The following is a 20,348-nucleotide window of genomic DNA, read 5'->3' on the forward strand; positions in this document are numbered from 1 at the left end:
ATGAATAAAAAATATGATGTATTAATTATAGGGACAGGTATTGCAGGACTTTACACTGCTTGTAATTTGAAGGATAATCTTAGAGTTTTGATAATAACTAAAAATAAGTTAAGAGATTGCAATAGTTATTTAGCTCAAGGTGGCATTTCAACCCTAAGGGATATTGGAGACAAGGAAGCTTTTATAGAGGATACTTTAAAAGCTGGCAATTATAAAAATAAATTGGAGGCTGTTACTCAGATAGTTGAAAATTCTACTGATAATATTAATAGATTATTGAGTTTGGGAGTAGATTTTGATAAGGATATTGATGAATTAAACTATACTAGAGAAGGTGGTCATAGTAAGTTTAGAATAGTGCATTCTAAAGATGAAACAGGTAAGGAAGTAATTGAAAAACTAATAAATTATGTTTCTAGTAAAGAAAATATAACTATATTGGAAGACACTACATTACTAGATATAATTCAATATAAAAATAGATGTATAGGTGGAATTATAGAACGCTCAAGTGATATTATAACTATTAATGCTAAGGCTACAGTATTAGCTACCGGTGGCATTGGGGGGATTTTTAATTCTACAACAAATATAGAAACTATCACAGGTGATGGACTTAGCATTGCATTAAAGCATAATATTCTTATGAAGGATATATCCTATCTTCAACTTCATCCCACTGCATTATATGAAGAAGAAGTAAGGGGGCGAAAGTTATTACTATCAGAATCTCTTAGAGGAGAAGGGGGAGTAATAAGAAATGCATTGGGAGAGAAATTTGTAAATCCTTTACTACCTAGAGATATAGTTTCAAGAGAGATTTTAAAGGAAATATGCAAGACTCCACAAACACCCTATGTTTTTTTAGATATGACTAATAAATCTAAGGAGTTTTTAATAAATAGATTCCCATATATTTATGAGCAATGTTTAAAACGTGGTTATAGGATGGAGAAGGATTTATTACCAATTGCTCCAGCTCATCATTATTGCATGGGAGGAATTCAGGTTGATTTGAATTCAAAAACATCTATGAAAGATTTATATGCTATAGGAGAAGTTAGTTGTACTGGGGTACATGGTAGCAATAGACTAGCTAGTAATTCTTTATTAGAGGGCTTAGTTTTCAGTAGAAAGGCAGCACAGCATATTAATTTACTTGTAGATGAAGGTGATGATAAACTAAGTGGAGAATTAGTTGAAAGAATTAATCTTAAGGCTATAAGTGATGTTAAAAATGCAAATGAAGAATATAAGTATAAGTTTATTAGTTATTTGAAGGGAAAGGTAAATGGTGAATATGTTAAACTTTTTAATTGTTGATGATATTATTAAGAGGGCTTTAAAAGAAGATAGTCCCTATGGGGATGTAACTGTATCAGCTATAGTTTCTCCTCTAGAAAGAGCTGAGGTTGATTTAATAGCTAAAGAGGATGGGATAATTTGTGGATTGGATATTTTTAAAAGGGTATTTGAAATCTTAGGAGAAGTTGAAGTGAATCTGTTTGTTAAAGATGGAGACTTAGTTAAGAATACTATGGTTATCGGTAAAGTAACAGGAAACGCCGGCAATATATTAGTAGGAGAAAGAATAGCCCTCAATTTACTTCAAAGAATGAGTGGTATTGCTACATTAACCAACAAATATGTAAAGAAGCTAGAGGGAGCTAATACAAAAATATTAGATACTAGAAAAACTACACCTAATTTAAGGGTACTTGAAAAGTATGCAGTTAAAATTGGAGGAGGAGTAAATCATAGATTTTCCTTATCCGATGGAATACTAATTAAAGATAATCATATTGGATATGCAGGTGGCATAAAGGAAGCCATTGAGCTCGCTAAAAAGAATTCTTCTTTTGTAAGAAAAATAGAAGTTGAAACTGAAACTAAAGATCAGGTTTTAGAGGCGCTAGAAGCAGGGGCCGATATAATTATGCTTGATAATATGAGTCCAGACTTAGCAAGGGATATGGTTAAACTAATTAATGGAAGATCATTAACAGAGTGCTCAGGAAATATCACCTTAGATACTGTTACAGACTACGGCAAAACAGGAGTAGATTATATTTCCTCTGGAGAATTAACCCATTCTGTAAAAGCCTTTGATATTTCATTAAAAAACTTTAGAAAAATATAAATATAAAATGATATAATTGTTTTAAATATGATTACTATGTTGAAATATATGGTAATCATATTTTTTAAGTTAATATATTTAATAAATATTAGTAGGACAAAGGAAAGGACAATACATGAGGATTAATAAATTATTTAGTAATCTTGGAATTTGCTCAAGAAAAGAGACTAATAGGCTTATAGAAGAAGGAAGAGTAAAAGTAAATGGAGAACTGTCTATTCCTGGGCAGTGGGTAGAACTAGAGGATGAAATTTTAATTGATGATAAGCCTATCATAGCTAAAAAGAAAATTTACATAGCTTTCAATAAGCCCATAGGAGTTACATGCACTGCAGCTAGTGATGTGGAAAATAACATCATTGATTTTATAAACTATGAAGAATATATATTTCCAATAGGAAGATTAGATAAAGAATCTCATGGACTAATTCTCATGACTAATGATGGTGAACTAGCGAATAAAATATTAAATTCAGATAATTACCACGAAAAGGAATATGAAGTAAAAGTAGATAAACCTATAGATGATAATTTTCTTAGGAATATGTCTGCAGGAGTATATATACTAGGAGAAAAAACTAGACCTTGTAGCATCATAAAAGTAGATGAATGTACATTTAAAATTATATTAACTCAAGGACTAAATAGACAAATTAGGAGAATGAGTAAGGCATTAGGATATAATGTGGTAGATTTAAAAAGAATAAGAATTTGTTCTATAAATATAGAAGGCATAGAAGAAGGTATGTGGAGGTATCTTACTGAGGAAGAAGTTATGGGCTTAATGACATCAAAGAAGTAATATATTTCCTAATGTATATGCTATAACTTGGAAACTTTTGTTGCAATATTAATAAAAAATTTATATAATATTAATAGAAAATGTAAAAAATAAAATAATATTAAACATTAAGGGGGTAAAAAGGATGTTTTGTAAAAATTGTGGGAAAGAAATAGACAATAATGCAGAAATATGTCCACTGTGTGGAGTAAGAGTAAAAGAAGTCAAATCGGGAGCTGTAGATAATCCATCTCATTTAGCAGGTGTTGCATCATGTTGTTTTCCGGTAGTAGGAATAATTTTATATTTCTTATGGAAAGATGAAAAGCCAAAGTCAGCAAAAGTACTTTGTTACTGGATGATAGGTGGAGTAGTAGCTTGGATAGTATTCTATATTTTATGCGTTGTTATAGGATTTGCATCAGAAGCAATGTATTACTATTAAAATCAAATGAAATCTATAGATAAGTTGCTACATTATATATTTCTGTGTCATAGAATACCTGAAAGATCTTTTTTTTATAAGGGAAAACAGTTTCCAATATGTGCAAGATGTACTGGAATATTTATAGGATATTTATTTGGAATTATATATATTATATTTTCTAAAAAACCGCATCTTTTAATTGAAATTTTACTTATCATGCCATTGGCTATTGACGGCATTGGGCAATTTTATGGTTATTGGACAAGTAATAATATAAGAAGGTTAATAACTGGAATTTTTGCAGGTATTGCTACCATAGGATTTTTAAGAACTGCTATAGTTCTAGGGCTTAATACTGGAAGATACATATTTAAATTAATTACTATGTAAAAAGACATTCTAAATTTTAGAATGTCTTTTTTAAAATTATAACAATATTATATAGAATACCTAAATTAAATTAGCTAATAATAAGTAAATAAATATTTATAATAAGGATGTTAGTGTCATGTATAATAAACTAGTAAAGAAATTCAATATAAATACATATTCCATGATAAAGCATGGCTCAGTAGCTGTAATAACTCTATTTGGAGTAGGTATATTATTTGGAGTAAAGAATATAATGATTGCTTTTCCAATAGCTCTTACTTCAACAGTTATGGGAAGACAAAATTTTCAGGTTAAGACCTTTAATAAAGCAATTAAAATAATCCTTATTGATTTAATCATTGTTTTAACAGCATATTTTTCATCCATGAATATATTTTGGGGGATACCTATAAACTTTTTTGCTATTTTTCTTATAATGTATACTATCGTATCACCCTATGATTTAACTTTTTACAAACCCTTTATAATGTTATATGTATTTACTCAATATGCACAGGTATCATTAGGAGAACTTCCCTTTAGAGTTTTATCTGTAATCTTTGGAGTTTTAATAGTAGTAGGAGCAAGCTATATAAATAGAGTAAATGAAAGATCTGTTTTAGGAAAAAGTATGCAAGAGGCCTTTATTTTAATAAATAATCAATTTAAAAATATCTTAAAGGAAGAGTATGATCATACCATAGAAGATAAATGTTCTAAAATAATGAGAGATATTGCTTATAAAGTATATGTAACAAGGCATAGAAGATATTTGACCACTAATTTAGGAAAGGTTCAATTTCAAATATTTATCAATGTAGAATACTTTAATTTATATATGATTCAACTGTATGGAGGTATTAAAAATCTAAGTATTTCCAAGGAATATGTAGAAAAGTTAAAAGAAATAGTAGAAGCTATAATAGAGTTATGCAAAGATAATATAGAGTTTCAAACTATAAAAGAATCTACTGATAACTTTATAAAAGAGTGGAGTAAAGGTGAAGAATACCATTTAGAGATATCCCTAATACTAGAAAACCTTCTTGGTAGTATTAAGGAATTGAACTCCATAGAAAAAACAGGTTCTAATAAGGTATATAAAGAGTGGGCTAGAGCTGACATAGATAAAACTAGAGTAACCTTTAAAGAATATTTCAGACCTAACACTATAAGGTTTAAATTTGCTATTAGAATGGCAATAACTCTTACTATAGCATTACTAGTAGGAGGGTTTTTAGGATTTTATAAAATAATATGGGCAGCAATAACAATAATGTCTATTATGCAACCTTATTATGAAGATACCATTAAAAAGGCTAAAGACAGAGTTATAGGGAATATATTAGGAATTCTATTTACAGGTGTACTTATTAATGTGGCAGATTCTCAAATAATTACCTTGGGAATTTTAGTTATATCTCTTTATCTAATCTACGCCTTTAAGGAATACTATAAAATATCACTATTTGCAGCTATGGCATCTATATGTATAGCCTCATTAACAGAAAATATAAATGTATTGATTTTATATAGAATAGTATACGTGATTATAGGGGTAGTTGTGGTGGTTATAGTGAATAGAGTTGTTTTCCCATATAGACTAAAGGATGGAGTAGAACAACTTATAGATAAAATTGCTAGGTTGAATAAAAAGCTTATAGAAGATAGTATGGAATTTTTACAAAGTAATAAGCAGATTCATGAAATAAGGGATTTGATTATCCATTCTACGCTTTTATGTCAAAAACTATATATGAGAAATCTTCAATACAATGATGATGAGATTAATAAATTTATAGCTATTAATAATAAATATGTGATACAGGTAGGATATAAGGTATTAATAGTATATGGGAAAAATGAAAATGTTAAAAAGGAAAATATAAAATCTATATTGAATCTATACGAAGACTTTAATAATAATATACGGCATATGTAATGGTAATATAAAATATAGATTAAAGAAAAATATAAAGGAGTTAACAAGATGAAAAGGATTGTATTAGCAGGAGGATGCTTTTGGGGTGTAGAAGAATTTTTTTCTAGAATTCACGGTGTAACAAATACAGAAGTAGGATATGCCAACGGTAGAACAGCAAATCCTACCTACGAAGATGTGTGCTACGGGAATACATATTTTGCAGAAGTATGTGTGATAGATTATGATGAAAGTATAATTTCCTTAGAGGAAATACTAAATAAATTTTGGGGAATAATAGATCCAACCGCACTGAATAGACAGGGAAATGATATAGGAAGTCAATATAGAACTGGAGTTTATTATGTTGATAAATTAGATGAAGAAATAATTCGAAGAAATATAGAAAAAATACAGAAAAACTATATAAAGAAAATAGTTACAGAAGTAAAAACTTTAGAAAATTATTATAGAGCAGAAGAATATCATCAAAAGTATTTAAAGAAAAATCCTAATGGATATTGCCATATAAAATTAGATTAATAATAGGTTCAATGCAGTATTTCTACACTGTATTGAACCTTTATGTTACTATTAAGTATATAAATTTAAAATCATAGCGTGTTATAAAGGAGAGTTAATCATGGGATGGATTGAAGATATAAAAAATTATATTCCATATAATGAGGAAGAGGCACAGGATAAAAATGTAGCTTTATTAAGTATAAGTAAATTTAATAATTTGTTAACTAGAGAAAATCCATTAATTCATGTAACCAGTTCAGGATATATTGTTAATAAAAATAGAACTAAAGTTTTAATGGTTCATCATAATATTTATAAAACTTGGTGTTGGACAGGTGGACATGCTGATGGGGATGAAGATTTACTTCATGTAGCAATAAAGGAAGCAAAGGAAGAAACAGGAGTAGAAGATATAAGAGCTATTACTCCAGAGATATTATCTCTAGATATATTAGAGGTTATTGGACATTTTAAAAGAGGTAAATACGTCTCAGCCCATCTTCATTTATCTCTTGCATATTTGCTAGAAGCTGATGAAGAGGAAAAAGTTAAAATTAAAGAAGATGAAAATAGTGGTGTTAAATGGCTTCCTATTGATGAAATTCACAAACATAGTAATGAGCCTAATATGATAAAATTATATGAAAAATTTAATGATAAAATAAAAAGTAGAGGATGGTAATGAAAAATGGATAATTAGTTATAAGTGCATTTAAGATAGTAATCCTTTTGTATATAATAAAACTAAGAGATTAAATAGGTGAAGAGCATTAATTAACATATACATTATAAGCACTAAATTAGCAGTGATATTTGAAATGAAAAGCCCTTTTAAGGTTGCGCCTTTAAGTCTATAGTTCCAGTAAAGGATAACTAATAATACTATAGATATTTTTAAAAAGAAACATAGAGGAAAATTAGTCACAATGACTTTTGCAATAGCATTAGCCTCGTAAAATATACCACTGTACTTACCCACAAAGAGCCAAGTAAAAAGCAAATCACTAATATTTAAAAAAAGAATAAAGAGTAATTTTTTTCTTATAGGCTTTGAAGTTGTAACTTCTGATTTAGTTGTAAATTTAATAAAATTCATAAAATAACACCTCACAAAGAAATATATCCATTTTATGTTAAAATATGCCATTATATTAAAAGTTTATGTGAGTTACAACTTATATCGTAGAATAAATAGTTCTATGCGATAATGTAAAGGTGTATCAACATAGTTTGTATATTTTATCACTGTAATTTTCAACAGAATCTTTCAAATATAGTGTTGACATATCCACTTTATAAAATATATAATAGTAAAAACATACAATGGTAAAAATAAATATAATTTAATTTGATGATAAGGAAGAGTAGTTTAATTTAGCTTTGATAAAGAGAGCTGGGGATGGTGGAATCCTAGCATGAAGGAATTAGATGAATGGACCTTTGAGAAATAAGGGGAAATTATTGGTGAGAGTACCTGATATCGTAGGCTACACGTTATAGTAGATAGAGTATGTAAGTACTTGAAATTAAGAGGCATATTGATAAATTTGTATTAGTGTATTTATCAATAGCAATTTAGGTGGCACCACGGAAGTATCTCCGTCCTATTTTTATAGGACGGAGTTTTTTTATCTTTTTATTGTTGTATGGAAGTATTTGATTGTTTTAGGTGGTGGTATGTATGAAGTGAAAGTGCGAAGAATTAAAAGCTAAACTTAATATATTTAATGAAAATTATAGAAATAATTTTGGAGAGAAGGAGATTTTATCATGAAAGGATATTTTGGTAAGTATGGCGGAGCATTTGTTTCAAATGAGGTGAAAAAAGCTTTAAATGAGTTAGAAGAAGCTTTTGAAAAAGCTATTGAAGATAAGGACTTTATGAGGGAGTATAATTACTATTTAAAGGATTATAGTGGCAGAGAAACACCCTTATATTTTGCTGAGAACCTAACAAAGTTTTGTGGAGGCCCTAAGGTATATTTGAAAAGAGAAGATTTAAATCATACAGGAGCACATAAAATAAATAATGTTTTAGGACAAATTCTATTGGCTAAAAGAATGGGAAAAAATAAAGTGATTGCAGAAACGGGAGCTGGTCAGCATGGAGTAGCTACAGCAACTTTAGCTGCAAAATTTGGAATGGAATGTGAAATTGTAATGGGAGAGGAAGATATAAAAAGACAAGAGCTCAATGTATTTAGAATGAAAATATTAGGAGCAAAAGTTACTCCAGCAACTAGTGGCACTAAAACATTAAATGATGCAGTGAATGAAGCTTTAGAAAAATGGGTAAATAATATTTCAGATACTTTTTATGTCCTTGGTTCCGCTGTGGGACCTCATCCTTATCCAAAAATTGTTAAGGAATTTCAGAAAATAATTGGTGAAGAGGCTAGAAAACAAATATTGGAAAAGGAAAATAAACTTCCCAATTATGTAGTTGCATGTGTTGGAGGAGGAAGTAATGCCATTGGAATTTTTACAGCTTTCCTAGAAGATAAAGATGTTAATCTTATTGGAGTAGAGGCAGCAGGCTTTGGAGTAGAAACAGAAATGCATGCAGCTACAATAACAAAAGGAAAAGAGGCTATCATTCACGGTATGAATACCCTTGTATTAAAGGATGATAGTGGAGATATTAAGGAAGCTTATTCTATTTCCCCTGGGCTTGACTATCCAGGAGTTGGACCTGAACATGCATTTTTAAGTGAGATTGGTAGAGCAAACTATAAATATATTACAGATGATGAGGCTATAAAAGCTTTTATGCTTTTATCAAAGTTAGAGGGAATAATACCTGCAATTGAAAGTGCTCATGCCATTGCCTATACTATTAAACTAGCAAAAACCCTACAGAAAAATGAAGTCATAGTAGTAAATCTTTCAGGTCGAGGGGATAAGGATGTGTCTGCTGTAAATAAACTTCTTAATTAGTATGATTTTAACTGTTATAAATTTAATCATCTAATTTAAATTGAAAATCCTTTATTTAAAGTATGAAAACTTTACCTAGTTTCCTATATAAATATTTATATAGGAAACTAGGTAAATATAAAACTATTTAAATAGTTGTTTTATTCATGCGGGTTTGAGGAGTCTTTGATTTTCAAAAACATTAATAAATTATATTAAGCCACCTCTCATTGAGCTATATTTTTTTGTGTAATAACCCTTATTATCTACAATTTTCTTTATGGCATATAAGAATTTATCAATTTCATCTATTGTATTGTAAATACCAAAACTAATTCTAACCATACCAGGCTGAATATCCTTAGATGCAAGAGTCATTTCTTCTATCATAGATTTAGGAATTTTTAAAAGCCTTTGTAGATATGGATGAGCACAGAAACATCCACTTCTTACAGCAATGCCAAATTCATAGGCTAGTATTTTAGCCACTATAGTATGGTGTATTCCTTCTATATTAAATGGAATAATACTAACTTTATTTTGAAAATCGGAATAATTACTATATATTTTTACTGAATGTATAGATTGAAGATGTTTTGTAGTATATACAGTTAAATATTTTTCATATTCATCTATATTAGACATTCCAATTTTTGAAAGCTCATTTATAGCAGCACCTAAAGTTATTGAACCAATAAGGTTTGGGGAACCAGCTTCTTCCTTATCAGGGGAAGCGGTCCATATTACTTTATCGTGAGATACAAATTTAATGGTTCCTCCGCCGGTATGGTCAGGTTCATACTCATTAAAAAAATCTTTAGGTCCAATTAATACACCACAACCAAAGGGTGCATACATCTTATGTGCTGAAAAAGCAACAAAGTCAATAGGTCCTAAAGGGAGTTGAAGGCCTATAGAAAATTTACTATGAGGAATCAGTTGAGCTCCGTCCACTAAAATTTTAGCTCCATAACTATGAGCTAAATTTGCTATGGTATATATAGGATTTTTAATACCAGTAACATTTGAAGCTCCGGTTATTGCAACTAAAGAAATTCTTCCATTATATTGTTCTAGTTTAGACTTTAAATCATTCATATCTAAATAACCTTCATCATCTACTTCTATATATTTCACTTCAAAGTTTTTTCTCCATGGTAGATCATTAGAATGATGCTCCATAGAAGTGGATAGAATAATTGACTCCTTATCTTGATTAGCTAATATACCAGCTAGCTTATTTATAGCTTCAGTACAGTTTTTTACATATATAACATCCATCATATCACTATAATCATTAATGAAAAATTTCACAATTTCCCTTGAAGTTTCATACATATAGGTGGATAACTGAGATTTATATCCATCTCCTCGATGTATTGAGGAGTAATAAGGAGAAAAATTTACCACTTCATCAATTACAGATTTTAATGGAGGCGTTGTAGCTGCATTATCGAAATTGATACCTATGCAATATGATTTATCTATCAATGGGACTTTAATATCTACTCCATAAACTAAGTCTCGATATGGATTATCCCTAAAGTTACTCATTTTTTACCTCCTTAATTAAATAGTTGTTATTATATAATATTAAAGATATATTTTATTGGTGCAGATATTAAAAGAATAGTTGACATAAATACTCTGATTTGATATTATTAAACCATAGTAAAGTACTCAACATTAAGGAATGATTTTTATGAAGTTATCAACTAAGGGAAGATACGGGGTTAAAGCTATGGTTGACCTAGCTATTAACTACGGAAAAAGCCCTATATCTATTAAGAGTATTTCAAGTAGACAAAATATTTCAGAATATTATCTTGAACAGTTATTTTCTGTGTTAAGAAAAGCAGAGCTAATAAAGAGTATAAGAGGAGCCAATGGAGGATACATTCTAGCCAAGGATCCAAAAGAAATTACAGTATACCAAGTATTAGAGGTGCTAGAAGGACCTATCGAAATTTCAACCTGCTTAGATAGTGATGGCTGCAATAATATTGATTGTTGCGCAACTAGAATAGTATGGAAAAAAATTAAGGATAGCATTGATTCTGTAACAATGGCAATAACTTTACAGGATATTGTAGACGATTATTCTAACATATTGAAAATTAAAGGAGTGAACCTAAATGAATAAAACAGTTTATATGGATTATGCGGCAACAACATACACAAAACCAGAAGTATTAGAGGATATGATACCTTACTTTACGGAGTTTTATGGTAACCCATCATCTATATATTCGATTTCAAGGGAAACTAAAAAAGCTATAGATAAAGCAAGAAATAGAATAGCAAAAGCTATTAATGCGGATCCAGCAGAGATATATTTCACTGGTGGTGGATCAGAAGCAGATAACTGGGCAATTAAGGGAATAGCCCTTGCTAACAAAAATAAAGGAAATCATATTATAACTACTAAAATAGAGCATCATGCTGTACTTCACACTTGTGAATATCTTGAAAAACAAGGATTTGAAGTAACTTATTTGGATGTAGATGAAGAAGGGTCTATTAGATTAGAAGAACTAAAAAATGCTATAAAGCCAAGTACTATATTAGTGACTATAATGACTGCCAACAATGAGATTGGAACTGTACAACCTATTAAAGAAATAGGCGCTATATGTAAAGAAAGAAAAGTTTTCTTCCATACAGATGCAGTTCAAGCTATAGGTCATATAGATATGGATGTTAAAAATATGGATATAGATGCACTATCTCTATCAGGACATAAAATTTATGGTCCTAAAGGTGTTGGAGTTTTATACCTAAGAAAAGGCATAAAAATTCACAACTTGGTTCATGGTGGAGCTCAAGAAAGAAACAGAAGAGCTGGAACGGAGAACGTAGCTGGAATAGTTGGATTAGGAAAGGCTATAGAGCTAGCTATGGAAAATTTAACTGAAGAAAAAGAAAGATTAACTTATTTAAGAGATAAGCTTATAAAGGGATTACTAGAGATTCCATATTCTAAACTTAATGGTTCTGTAGGAGATAGAAGACTGCCAGGAAACGTAAATATTAGTTTTGAATTTATAGAAGGAGAGTCAGTACTTTTAATGCTTGATGCTAAAGGAATATGTGCATCAAGTGGAAGTGCTTGCACATCTGGATCTTTAGATCCATCTCACGTATTATTGGCTATAGGACTTCCTCATGAAGTTGCCCATGGTTCATTAAGACTTACAATGGGTGCTAAAACAACTGAAGAAGAAGTAGATTATGTAATAGAAACTGTACCTGCAATAGTACAAAGGCTTAGAGATATGTCACCATTATATGACAGTTTCTTAAATGGAAAAATTAAAAGTTTTTTTAACAAGGAGGACAAATAATTATGATATATAGTGAAAAAGTAATGGATCATTTTACAAACCCAAGAAACGTTGGAGAAATAGAAAATGCTAGCGGAATTGGAGAAGTTGGGAATGCTAAATGTGGAGATATAATGAGGGTTTATTTAAAAGTTGAAGATGAGAAAATCGTAGATTGTAAATTTAAGACTTTTGGATGTGGATCTGCCATAGCATCTTCTAGTATGGCTACAGAGCTAATAAAAGGAAAAACTTTAGATGAAGCGTGGACACTTACAAATGTAGCTGTAGCAGAAGCTTTAGATGGACTTCCACCAGTTAAAATGCATTGCTCAGTTCTTGCAGAAGAAGCTATTCATAAAGCTATAAATGATTACAGAGAGAAACAAGGATTACAGCCTTGGGATTACGAAGAACATGATGATATACATGATCAAGTTCATGGAGAATAGGTGTGATACTTAGATGAAGAAAAAAGTTGTAATAGGGATGAGTGGAGGCGTTGACAGTTCTGTAGCAGCATATCTTTTAAAAGAACAAGGATATGATGTCACTGGAATAATGATGAAGTTATCTCCAGATAATCCTGAATATGCAGAAAATGAAGGTGGTTGTTGTTCTCTTTCAGCAGTTAATGATGCAAGACGAGTAGCAGATGTTTTAGATATACCCTTCTATGTTATGAATTTTAAAGCTCCTTTTAAAGAGCATGTAGTAGACAATTTTATAGAGGAATATTTTAGTGGGAGAACCCCAAATCCTTGTATAGAATGTAATAGAAAAATTAAGTTTGAAGAATTTTTGAGAAAAGTTCAAGGGCTAGGCGCTGATTATATTGCTACTGGGCATTATGCTACTATAGATTTCAAAGATGGAAGATATAGATTAAAGCGTTCAGAAGATGATAGAAAAGACCAAACTTACGCCCTATATACTCTAACACAAGATCAATTGGCACATACATTGATGCCTTGTGGAGCTTATTCTAAAACAGAAATCAGGGCTATCGCTGAAAAAATAGGTTTGGAAGTATTTAGAAAGAAAGATTCTCAAGAAATTTGCTTTATACCTGATAACAATCATGGTAATTATCTTTCTAGATTTAGTGGAAGAGAAGTTGTACCAGGAAATTTTGTAGATAGTACTGGAAAAATTTTAGGTAAGCATAAGGGCATAGTATATTATACTATAGGTCAGAGAAAAGGTCTTGGAATTGCTCTTGGAAAACCTGTATTTGTAACTAACATAATCCCAGAAAGAAATGAAGTAGTTTTAGGCGAAGAATCAGAAATCTTTAATACTACGCTTATTGCTAAAAACATAAATTTAATTCCTATGGATAAAATAGAAGGAGAGATTATGGTTGAGGCTAAGGTAAGATATTCAGCTAAACCAGCTCCTGCAAAACTAACTCAATTAGATGAAAATCATATTAAGTTAGACTTTGAAACCCCTCAACGGGCTATAACTAAGGGTCAGTCTGTCGTTTGCTATCAAGGTGACCTTGTTGTTGGTGGAGGAATTATTGAAAGAGTTATAAAATAGTAAATTAAATATAATTTTAAAGTACAATAAAAAGATTGAATGATATTTTAGGGTTGTCTTAAAGAGAATTAGCTAGATTTATTGATATAAGTTTAGCAATCTTTAAGACAATCCTTGAAGTCATTCTAGGAGGGATTTTTATGGATTACAGTGATAAAGTTCTAGAACATTTTTATTCACCAAGAAATGTAGGTACTTTACCTGATGCTGATGGCATAGGTGAATGTGGAGATGTAAGGTGTGGAGATGTAATGAAGATATATTTAATTATAGAAGATAATGTGATTAAAAATGCTAAATTTATGACCTTTGGTTGTGGATCTGCTATTGCATCATCCAGTATTGCCACAGAACTTATTATTGGAAAGACTCTAGAAGAAGCCTGGAATCTTACTAATGAATCTGTTATAGAAGCTTTAGATGGATTACCATCTTCTAAAATTCATTGCTCCGTACTTGCAGAACAAACTATACACAAGGCTATTAATAACTATAGAGAATCTCATGGACTTGAAAAGTGGAAGGATAAGTATAACAATGAATAGATGATGTTTTTGGTTATATAACTTAGTCCACATTAATATTAGTATAAACTCTCTTTAAATAGGCAAGGATAGAAATATCATTTCCTATGAAGGGAGTTTATTTTATGGCTAAAAGTAGAGATTACATCTATATGGATGTAATGAATATCCAAGGAAAAAAGATAGGATATATAAAGGATTTATTAGTTGATTTTAATAAGGGGGAAGTGATAGGATTTAAAATTAGTCCATATAGATTATTGGGTAAGGAGTTTAACGTACTAAAAGAGAATATAGTATATTATAAGTCTCAGCTAGTAATTAACAATATAGTTAAGGATAAGTACTTAGAATTTTCAAGTATTCTGAATATGCATGTTATAGATAAATGTTCTAATATATTAGGTTTAGTAAGTGAGGTTATATTCGGTGATGATGACTTTAAAATAAAAGGACTTGCAGTAAAAGATTATAATATATTCAGCATGTTTAAAAGTAGAAGTATTTTATTAAAACCATACTTGATACTAGGAGATGATTATATATTATATACAGCTGAAAACACTAATATAGCTTTGGAATGTATGCCTAATGTAGGAAAGAAAAAAGCTACTAATAAGGATGTATATTATGAAAAAGATTGATTGGAATTGGAGTAACTTAGGTAGGTTAGCAATAGCTCTATTAATTATAGGTATAATAATATTTTTATTGTGGAAGTTTCCTATTTTTACTGAGGTTTTAGGAGTAGTGATAATATCCTTTATAATTTCATATAGTATTAGACCTTTTCATAAGTTCTTTATGGAAAGGGGACTTAATAGAAAGTTAAGTGCTTTAATAGTAATTCTATCTATTATATTATTTGTGGTTATAATATTTTCTATTTTAGTTCCGTGGATATATAATGAAAGCTCTAATTTTGCTGAAGTAATAGGTGAGATGAAAAGTTATTATGAAAGAATTACTGGAGATATTAAATATGTTACTGATAGTCCTTTCGTTAAGGAAGTATTATATAATTCCTATGAAAGATTCAAAGACGCTCTTATGGTAATTATATCGAATTTTTTATCAAAAATTGTATCTATAGCTGAAAATTTGTTATTGTTATTTATAATACCAACTTTAGTGTATTTCTTTTTAAGTGACGGAGAGAGTATTTCAAAGGGAATCATGAAGTATATGCCTTTTAGCAATAAATATGCCATTAGAAGAGCTTTAAATCACATGGATAAGGTAATGGAAAGATATATAATAACTCAGTTTGAATTGTGTGGAATAATTGGTATATTGACCTTTATAGCACTAAAGGTAAGTGGTATAAAATATGCTTTAATATTATCTTTAGTAAATGCAGTGTTTAATATAATACCATATTTTGGGCCGGTTATAGGAGCTATTCCAATAATTTTAATAGCACTTTTAACATCTACTAAGAAAGCTGTTATTGTTATATTTTGGTTGTTTGTAATTCAACAGCTAGAAGGAGATATTATATGCCCTAAAATTTTAGGTGAAACTGTAGATTCTCATCCAGTAACCATATTATTACTACTTATAATAGGTGGAAGTATAGGTGGAATTTTAGGGATGATTATTGTAATTCCAGTATGGGTAATGATTAAAATAGTTGTAGGAGAAATAGATTATTATTTATTTTAGTTTAGAATTATTGACAATTGCTGAAATGCTAAATATAATTTATCATATAAGTAGAGAACCAGAATCTATGATTTGGTGTGAATCACTTACTCAGTGAACGCAGTGAGTCGAGTTTCAATTAAATATGAAGTTATGATAAGAATTAGTAGATATGGGAAGCTTTCAGAGAGAAAGTGGTAGGTGAAAACTTTCAGTGAAACATATTGAAGCTGTCTTGGAGCTATAATTAATTAAGAGATACTAGTTAATCTAGTATAATTAGGGTGGTAACGCGGAAAACTTTCGTCCCTTTTCAGGGATGGAAGTTTTTTTTTATTTTATTTTAGAAAAATTGAATAAAAGTCATTGTTATTAGAAAGAATTAGGAGGAATGTAATATGAATAATATGGGTTTAAATGAAATAAGAGAAAGCTTTTTAAAGTTCTTTGAAAGTAAAGAGCATTTAAGACTTAATAGCTTTTCTTTAGTGCCTAAGAATGATAAGAGTCTTTTACTAATAAATGCGGGGATGGCTCCATTGAAGCCATATTTTACTGGTATTCAGACGCCACCAAGTAAAAGAGTAACAACTTGTCAAAAGTGTATAAGAACTGGTGATATTGAGAATGTAGGAAAAACCTCAAGACATGGTACTTTTTTTGAGATGTTAGGAAATTTTTCTTTTGGAGATTATTTCAAAGAAGAAATTATAGTATGGGCTTGGGAGTATATAACAGAGGTTTTAAAAATATCTAAAGATAAACTATATGTAACTATATATCTTGAAGATGATGAGGCTTTTGATATTTGGACTAAGAAAACTGATATAGAGCCAAGTAGGATCTTTAGATTAGGTAAAGAAGATAATTTCTGGGAACATGGTGCTGGTCCATGTGGTCCATGTACAGAAATTCACTATGATAGAAAATCAGATCTTCCGCAAATAGAAACTACTGAAGAATTTATTAAAGCTGGTGATGAAGATAGAGTAATTGAATTTTGGAATTTAGTTTTCACACAGTTTGACGGAGATGGTAAGGGTGGATATGAGAGATTAACAAATCCTAATATAGATACAGGAATGGGACTTGAGAGAATATCTACTATAATGCAAGGTGTAGATAATATCTTTGAAGTAGATACAATTAAGGATGTTTTAAGTGCAGTTTGTAAAAAAGCTGGAAAAACCTATGGCGAAAATAAAGATTTAGATGTGTCTATAAGAATAATAACTGACCATGTAAGAAGTATTACCTTTATGATTGGAGATGGAATATTACCATCTAACGAAGGTAGAGGATATGTATTAAGAAGACTTCTTAGAAGAGCTGCAAGACATGGAAGAATTTTAGGAATCACAGGTACATTTCTAAATGAACTTTGTAACGTAGTTATTGATAGTTCAAAGGGAGCTTATGAAGAATTAGAAGAGAAAAAAGACTATATTAAGAAAGTCATTAGTTTAGAAGAAGAAAGATTTGCAGAAACCATAGACCAAGGTATGGATATATTAAAATCCTATATCGATGAAATGAATACTGAAAAGATAAATGTATTAAGTGGAGAAAAAGCATTTAAACTTTATGATACTTTTGGATTCCCAGTTGAACTTACCGAAGAAATTTTAGTTGAAAAGGGAATGAAAATTGATTTTGATGCTTTCCATAAAGAAATGGAAAATCAAAGGAATACAGCAAGAGCTGCAAGAGGTACATCAAACTACATGGGAAATGATGAAGGTGCTTTAAACAATATTCCAATGGAAATAACTACTGAGTTTTTAGGCTATGGCACTATAAGTAGTAAAGGTAAAGTTTTATCTATGATAAAAGATAATGAGTTTGTAAGCAAAGTAGGAGAAGGGGAAAAATTTGTAGTTGTTACTGAAAAAACTCCATTTTATGCAGAAATGGGGGGGCAAGTAGGAGACGTTGGAACTATATACACGGATAAATTCCAAGGGAAAGTTTTTGATTGTAAAAAAAGTACCAGAGGTCATATACTTCACTTTGTAGAAGCTATTAAAGGAGAACTTAAGATAGATGAAATTGTTGAATTGTTAGTAGATTCCACTGTGAGAAGTAATATATGCAAAAATCATACTGCTACTCATATGCTTCATGAAGCTTTAAAAGAAGTCTTAGGAGACCATGTAAATCAAGCTGGATCTTATGTAGATGGGGATAGATTGAGATTTGACTTTACCCATTTCTCAGCTATGACTTCAAAACAACTTAAAGAAGTAGAAGAAAGTTTAAATAGTGAAATTCTTAAGGCTTATGATGTAAACACGGAGATTATGACTATAGATGAAGCTAAAGAAAAGGGAGCTGTGGCTTTATTCGATGATAAATATAAAGAGGATGTTAGAGTTGTATCTGTAGGTGAATATAGCAAGGAACTATGCGGTGGAATTCATGTTAAGAATTCTGGCGAAATAGGGCTGTTTAAGATTCTAAGTGAGAGTGGAGTAGCAGCAGGAATCAGGAGAATTGAAGCTGTTACAGGTATTAAATCTGAAAGCTATGTAAATGAAAAAGAGGAATTATTAAAAGAAATATCTACAACTTTAAAGTGTGGAGAAAAAGATTTAATAAATAAGTTAAATGGATTACTTACTACTTTAAAAGAAAAAGAAAAAGAAATACAAGGATTAAAGGAAAAATTAGCTAGTGGTATTGAAGATGAAATAATTAATAAAGCTGAAAATATTAAAGGAATCAATGTAATTGCAGCTGCACTAGATGATATTGAAGGAGATGCACTTAGAAACCTATGTGATAAACTTAGAAATAAGGTTTCAGATGCAGTTGTAGTTCTTGGGAGTAGAGTTGCTGGAAAGGTTCAATTTGTAGTAATGGCTAGTAAGGAAGCAGTTGCAAAGGGTGCTCATGCTGGAAAGATTATTAAAGAGGTAGCTATCATCACTGGCGGTGGTGGTGGTGGAAGACCTGACATGGCACAAGCAGGTGGAAAGAAACCAGAAAAACTAGATGAAGCAATTTCAAAGGTAAGTCAAATAGTAGAAACTTTAGTAAAATAGTATACTTTTTGCATCCAATGATGGTATAATAGAAAATAAAGTAAGGTTGAGAAGGTGATATAATGGATAAACAACATACAGTTCAGTTTGATGTAATGAAAGATAAGAAAGATATGACAAAAGTTATACTAACTGATGTATATGATGCTCTAATTGAGAAGGGCTATAATCCAGTTAACCAGTTAGTAGGCTATCTTATATCTGGCGACCCAACTTATATAACCAACTATAATGGCGCAAGAGCATTAGTAAGTAAACTAGAGAGAGACGAGATATTAGAAGAAGTTTTAAAATCTTATCTAGATATAAAATAAAAATGCCTTTTAAGGCATTTTTATTTTAAAATTACACATAATATGTAATAGGTAAAAGTGTAATATGGTCCGTTAAAGATGTATATAGTGTTGGAATAATAAATTGATTTTATCCATTAGTGTTAATTATAATAACATATAATTATTAATTTGTAATGATCAGAATAAGGAGCACCTATATAAGGATAAAGAAGAGGTTTATCCGATGACGACCCGCTCTAATACTCCCATCTTCTTCAAAGTGGGAGTAAAGAGCGGCTACGACCCTGGATAACGATTTCCCCTAAAGGACAACGAATTCTAAGTATCGAAAATACTGATACTAAGAATTCTGTTAGTAACCTTCAGAGGGAGTAAATAACTCTGTTTATCATAATGGAGCTCCTATATTTGTAATATACAGTTAGGAGAAGAGCATGAGAGTACTTGGATTAGATGTGGGTGATAGAACTATTGGAGTAGCTATAAGTGACCCACTAGGCTTCACAGCTCAAGGAATTACTACCATAAGACGTAAAAAGGAAGAGGCAGATATAGAAGAAATTATAAAAATATGCAACGAATATAATGTTGATACTATAATTTCAGGACTACCTAAGAATATGAATGGTACTATAGGTGAGCAAGCAGAAAAGGTACAAAGATTTTGTGAAGCTTTAAGGGAGCACGTAAACATAGAAATTAAATTTTGGGATGAAAGACTTACTACTAGGGCAGCACATATGGCTATGTTAGAAGCTGATATGTCAAGAAAAAAAAGAAAAGGCTTGGTTGATAAGATAGCTGCTACTTATATTTTACAGGGGTACTTAGATAGTCTTAGTAAATAATATTATCATGAATAAGATAATATATAGTATAAACTTAAATAG

Annotated in this window: 21 protein-coding genes and 2 other annotated features; of the genes, 19 read left to right on the plus strand and 2 right to left on the minus strand. The window is 30.3% G+C overall.

Annotated elements, in window-relative coordinates; genetic code table 11:
* The 8 genes from ACTNBA_RS00625 (at window position 1) to ACTNBA_RS00660 (ending at window position 6,848) form a co-directional block, all read left to right on the plus strand.
* On the plus strand, window positions 1-1,323 hold the full coding sequence (locus ACTNBA_RS00625) for an L-aspartate oxidase (RefSeq protein ID WP_441071749.1): 1,323 nt from the start codon (window positions 1-3) through the stop codon (window positions 1,321-1,323).
* A complete protein-coding gene (nadC, locus tag ACTNBA_RS00630) occupies window positions 1,301-2,140 on the plus strand; it encodes a carboxylating nicotinate-nucleotide diphosphorylase (RefSeq protein WP_441072136.1) in 840 nt (279 codons plus the stop codon). Before ACTNBA_RS00625 ends, nadC begins: the two co-directional genes overlap by 23 nt.
* A gap of 115 nt (window positions 2,141-2,255) precedes the next feature.
* A complete protein-coding gene (locus tag ACTNBA_RS00635) occupies window positions 2,256-2,942 on the plus strand; it encodes a pseudouridine synthase (RefSeq protein ID WP_441071751.1) in 687 nt (228 codons plus the stop codon).
* A gap of 124 nt (window positions 2,943-3,066) precedes the next feature.
* Window positions 3,067-3,366: a zinc-ribbon domain-containing protein gene (locus ACTNBA_RS00640; RefSeq protein ID WP_441071753.1), complete on the plus strand. Its 300-nt coding sequence runs from the start codon at window positions 3,067-3,069 to the stop codon at window positions 3,364-3,366.
* 6 nt (window positions 3,367-3,372) lie between these two features.
* Window positions 3,373-3,738, plus strand: coding sequence for a DUF2085 domain-containing protein (locus tag ACTNBA_RS00645; RefSeq protein ID WP_441071755.1), 366 nt, complete (start codon window positions 3,373-3,375; stop codon window positions 3,736-3,738).
* A gap of 118 nt (window positions 3,739-3,856) precedes the next feature.
* Window positions 3,857-5,662 (plus strand): FUSC family protein, encoded by a 1,806-nt coding sequence (locus ACTNBA_RS00650; protein WP_441071757.1) that lies wholly within the window; start codon window positions 3,857-3,859, stop codon window positions 5,660-5,662.
* 48 nt (window positions 5,663-5,710) lie between these two features.
* Window positions 5,711-6,184: a peptide-methionine (S)-S-oxide reductase MsrA gene (gene msrA / locus ACTNBA_RS00655; protein ID WP_441071759.1), complete on the plus strand. Its 474-nt coding sequence runs from the start codon at window positions 5,711-5,713 to the stop codon at window positions 6,182-6,184.
* A 100-nt stretch (window positions 6,185-6,284) separates the two neighbouring features.
* Window positions 6,285-6,848, plus strand: coding sequence for an NUDIX hydrolase (locus ACTNBA_RS00660; RefSeq protein WP_441071761.1), 564 nt, complete (start codon window positions 6,285-6,287; stop codon window positions 6,846-6,848).
* Window positions 6,849-6,878: 30 nt separating this feature from the next.
* Here ACTNBA_RS00660 and ACTNBA_RS00665 read toward each other — a convergent pair whose 3' ends face one another.
* Window positions 6,879-7,262, minus strand: a complete 384-nt coding sequence (locus tag ACTNBA_RS00665) for a DUF5658 family protein (RefSeq protein ID WP_441071763.1) — start codon at window positions 7,260-7,262, stop codon at window positions 6,879-6,881.
* Between the two features lie 246 nt (window positions 7,263-7,508).
* Window positions 7,509-7,776, plus strand: a binding site (T-box leader).
* Between the two features lie 160 nt (window positions 7,777-7,936).
* Here ACTNBA_RS00665 and trpB point away from each other — a divergent pair.
* The gene (gene trpB, locus ACTNBA_RS00670) at window positions 7,937-9,103 is read left to right on the plus strand and encodes a tryptophan synthase subunit beta (RefSeq protein WP_441071765.1); all 1,167 of its coding nucleotides are present in this window, start codon (window positions 7,937-7,939) and stop codon (window positions 9,101-9,103) included.
* Between the two features lie 189 nt (window positions 9,104-9,292).
* On the opposite strand, the gene ACTNBA_RS00675 is transcribed toward trpB, so the two are convergent.
* On the minus strand, window positions 9,293-10,636 hold the full coding sequence (locus tag ACTNBA_RS00675; protein WP_441071767.1) for an aminotransferase class V-fold PLP-dependent enzyme: 1,344 nt from the start codon (window positions 10,634-10,636) through the stop codon (window positions 9,293-9,295).
* Between the two features lie 148 nt (window positions 10,637-10,784).
* Here ACTNBA_RS00675 and ACTNBA_RS00680 point away from each other — a divergent pair, with 148 nt between their 5' ends.
* From ACTNBA_RS00680 to ruvX, 10 genes are all read left to right on the plus strand, one after another.
* Entirely contained in the window at window positions 10,785-11,225 is a 441-nt protein-coding gene (locus ACTNBA_RS00680) for an RrF2 family transcriptional regulator (protein WP_035133236.1), read from the plus strand.
* Complete coding sequence (gene nifS, locus ACTNBA_RS00685) at window positions 11,218-12,426, plus strand: cysteine desulfurase NifS (protein ID WP_346848302.1); 1,209 nt, start codon at window positions 11,218-11,220, stop codon at window positions 12,424-12,426. Before ACTNBA_RS00680 ends, nifS begins: the two co-directional genes overlap by 8 nt.
* Before the next feature lie 2 nt (window positions 12,427-12,428).
* On the plus strand, window positions 12,429-12,857 hold the full coding sequence (gene nifU, locus ACTNBA_RS00690; protein ID WP_035133240.1) for a Fe-S cluster assembly scaffold protein NifU: 429 nt from the start codon (window positions 12,429-12,431) through the stop codon (window positions 12,855-12,857).
* Between the two features lie 13 nt (window positions 12,858-12,870).
* A complete protein-coding gene (gene mnmA / locus ACTNBA_RS00695; protein ID WP_346848303.1) occupies window positions 12,871-13,950 on the plus strand; it encodes a tRNA 2-thiouridine(34) synthase MnmA in 1,080 nt (359 codons plus the stop codon).
* A 140-nt stretch (window positions 13,951-14,090) separates the two neighbouring features.
* Entirely contained in the window at window positions 14,091-14,495 is a 405-nt protein-coding gene (gene nifU, locus ACTNBA_RS00700) for a Fe-S cluster assembly scaffold protein NifU (RefSeq protein ID WP_346848304.1), read from the plus strand.
* Window positions 14,496-14,599: 104 nt separating this feature from the next.
* Complete coding sequence (locus ACTNBA_RS00705) at window positions 14,600-15,118, plus strand: PRC-barrel domain-containing protein (RefSeq protein WP_035133245.1); 519 nt, start codon at window positions 14,600-14,602, stop codon at window positions 15,116-15,118.
* A complete protein-coding gene (locus ACTNBA_RS00710) occupies window positions 15,105-16,139 on the plus strand; it encodes an AI-2E family transporter (protein ID WP_441071772.1) in 1,035 nt (344 codons plus the stop codon). The genes ACTNBA_RS00705 and ACTNBA_RS00710 overlap by 14 nt, the downstream gene beginning before the upstream one ends.
* A gap of 123 nt (window positions 16,140-16,262) precedes the next feature.
* Window positions 16,263-16,432 (plus strand) — a binding site (T-box leader).
* Window positions 16,433-16,516: 84 nt separating this feature from the next.
* Window positions 16,517-19,162 carry an alanine--tRNA ligase gene (gene alaS / locus ACTNBA_RS00715; protein WP_441071775.1) on the plus strand — a complete coding sequence of 882 codons (2,646 nt, stop codon included), beginning with the start codon at window positions 16,517-16,519 and terminating at the stop codon, window positions 19,160-19,162.
* A 62-nt stretch (window positions 19,163-19,224) separates the two neighbouring features.
* Complete coding sequence (locus ACTNBA_RS00720) at window positions 19,225-19,476, plus strand: IreB family regulatory phosphoprotein (protein WP_035133250.1); 252 nt, start codon at window positions 19,225-19,227, stop codon at window positions 19,474-19,476.
* A gap of 416 nt (window positions 19,477-19,892) precedes the next feature.
* Window positions 19,893-20,306 (plus strand): Holliday junction resolvase RuvX, encoded by a 414-nt coding sequence (gene ruvX / locus ACTNBA_RS00725; protein WP_035133253.1) that lies wholly within the window; start codon window positions 19,893-19,895, stop codon window positions 20,304-20,306.
* Window positions 20,307-20,348: the final 42 nt, after the last annotated feature.

Source organism: Clostridium sulfidigenes (assembly GCF_052067195.1).
In the GTDB taxonomy this organism is placed as follows: Bacteria; Bacillota; Clostridia; order Clostridiales; family Clostridiaceae; genus Clostridium_J; species Clostridium_J sulfidigenes.

Coding starts and splice junctions, on each gene's coding strand:
- ACTNBA_RS00640 (WP_441071753.1), top strand. CDS start 3,067: ATGTTTTGTAAAAATTGTGGGAAAGAAATAGACAATAATGCAGAAATA.
- mnmA (WP_346848303.1), top strand. CDS start 12,871: ATGAAGAAAAAAGTTGTAATAGGGATGAGTGGAGGCGTTGACAGTTCT.
- ACTNBA_RS00625 (WP_441071749.1), top strand. CDS start 1: ATGAATAAAAAATATGATGTATTAATTATAGGGACAGGTATTGCAGGA.
- ACTNBA_RS00705 (WP_035133245.1), top strand. CDS start 14,600: ATGGCTAAAAGTAGAGATTACATCTATATGGATGTAATGAATATCCAA.
- trpB (WP_441071765.1), top strand. CDS start 7,937: ATGAAAGGATATTTTGGTAAGTATGGCGGAGCATTTGTTTCAAATGAG.
- nifU (WP_346848304.1), top strand. CDS start 14,091: ATGGATTACAGTGATAAAGTTCTAGAACATTTTTATTCACCAAGAAAT.
- nifU (WP_035133240.1), top strand. CDS start 12,429: ATGATATATAGTGAAAAAGTAATGGATCATTTTACAAACCCAAGAAAC.
- ACTNBA_RS00660 (WP_441071761.1), top strand. CDS start 6,285: ATGGGATGGATTGAAGATATAAAAAATTATATTCCATATAATGAGGAA.
- ACTNBA_RS00635 (WP_441071751.1), top strand. CDS start 2,256: ATGAGGATTAATAAATTATTTAGTAATCTTGGAATTTGCTCAAGAAAA.
- nadC (WP_441072136.1), top strand. CDS start 1,301: ATGTTAAACTTTTTAATTGTTGATGATATTATTAAGAGGGCTTTAAAA.
- ACTNBA_RS00720 (WP_035133250.1), top strand. CDS start 19,225: ATGGATAAACAACATACAGTTCAGTTTGATGTAATGAAAGATAAGAAA.
- ACTNBA_RS00650 (WP_441071757.1), top strand. CDS start 3,857: ATGTATAATAAACTAGTAAAGAAATTCAATATAAATACATATTCCATG.
- ACTNBA_RS00710 (WP_441071772.1), top strand. CDS start 15,105: ATGAAAAAGATTGATTGGAATTGGAGTAACTTAGGTAGGTTAGCAATA.
- ruvX (WP_035133253.1), top strand. CDS start 19,893: ATGAGAGTACTTGGATTAGATGTGGGTGATAGAACTATTGGAGTAGCT.
- msrA (WP_441071759.1), top strand. CDS start 5,711: ATGAAAAGGATTGTATTAGCAGGAGGATGCTTTTGGGGTGTAGAAGAA.
- ACTNBA_RS00680 (WP_035133236.1), top strand. CDS start 10,785: ATGAAGTTATCAACTAAGGGAAGATACGGGGTTAAAGCTATGGTTGAC.
- nifS (WP_346848302.1), top strand. CDS start 11,218: ATGAATAAAACAGTTTATATGGATTATGCGGCAACAACATACACAAAA.
- ACTNBA_RS00675 (WP_441071767.1), bottom strand. CDS start 10,636: ATGAGTAACTTTAGGGATAATCCATATCGAGACTTAGTTTATGGAGTA.
- ACTNBA_RS00645 (WP_441071755.1), top strand. CDS start 3,373: ATGAAATCTATAGATAAGTTGCTACATTATATATTTCTGTGTCATAGA.
- ACTNBA_RS00665 (WP_441071763.1), bottom strand. CDS start 7,262: ATGAATTTTATTAAATTTACAACTAAATCAGAAGTTACAACTTCAAAG.
- alaS (WP_441071775.1), top strand. CDS start 16,517: ATGAATAATATGGGTTTAAATGAAATAAGAGAAAGCTTTTTAAAGTTC.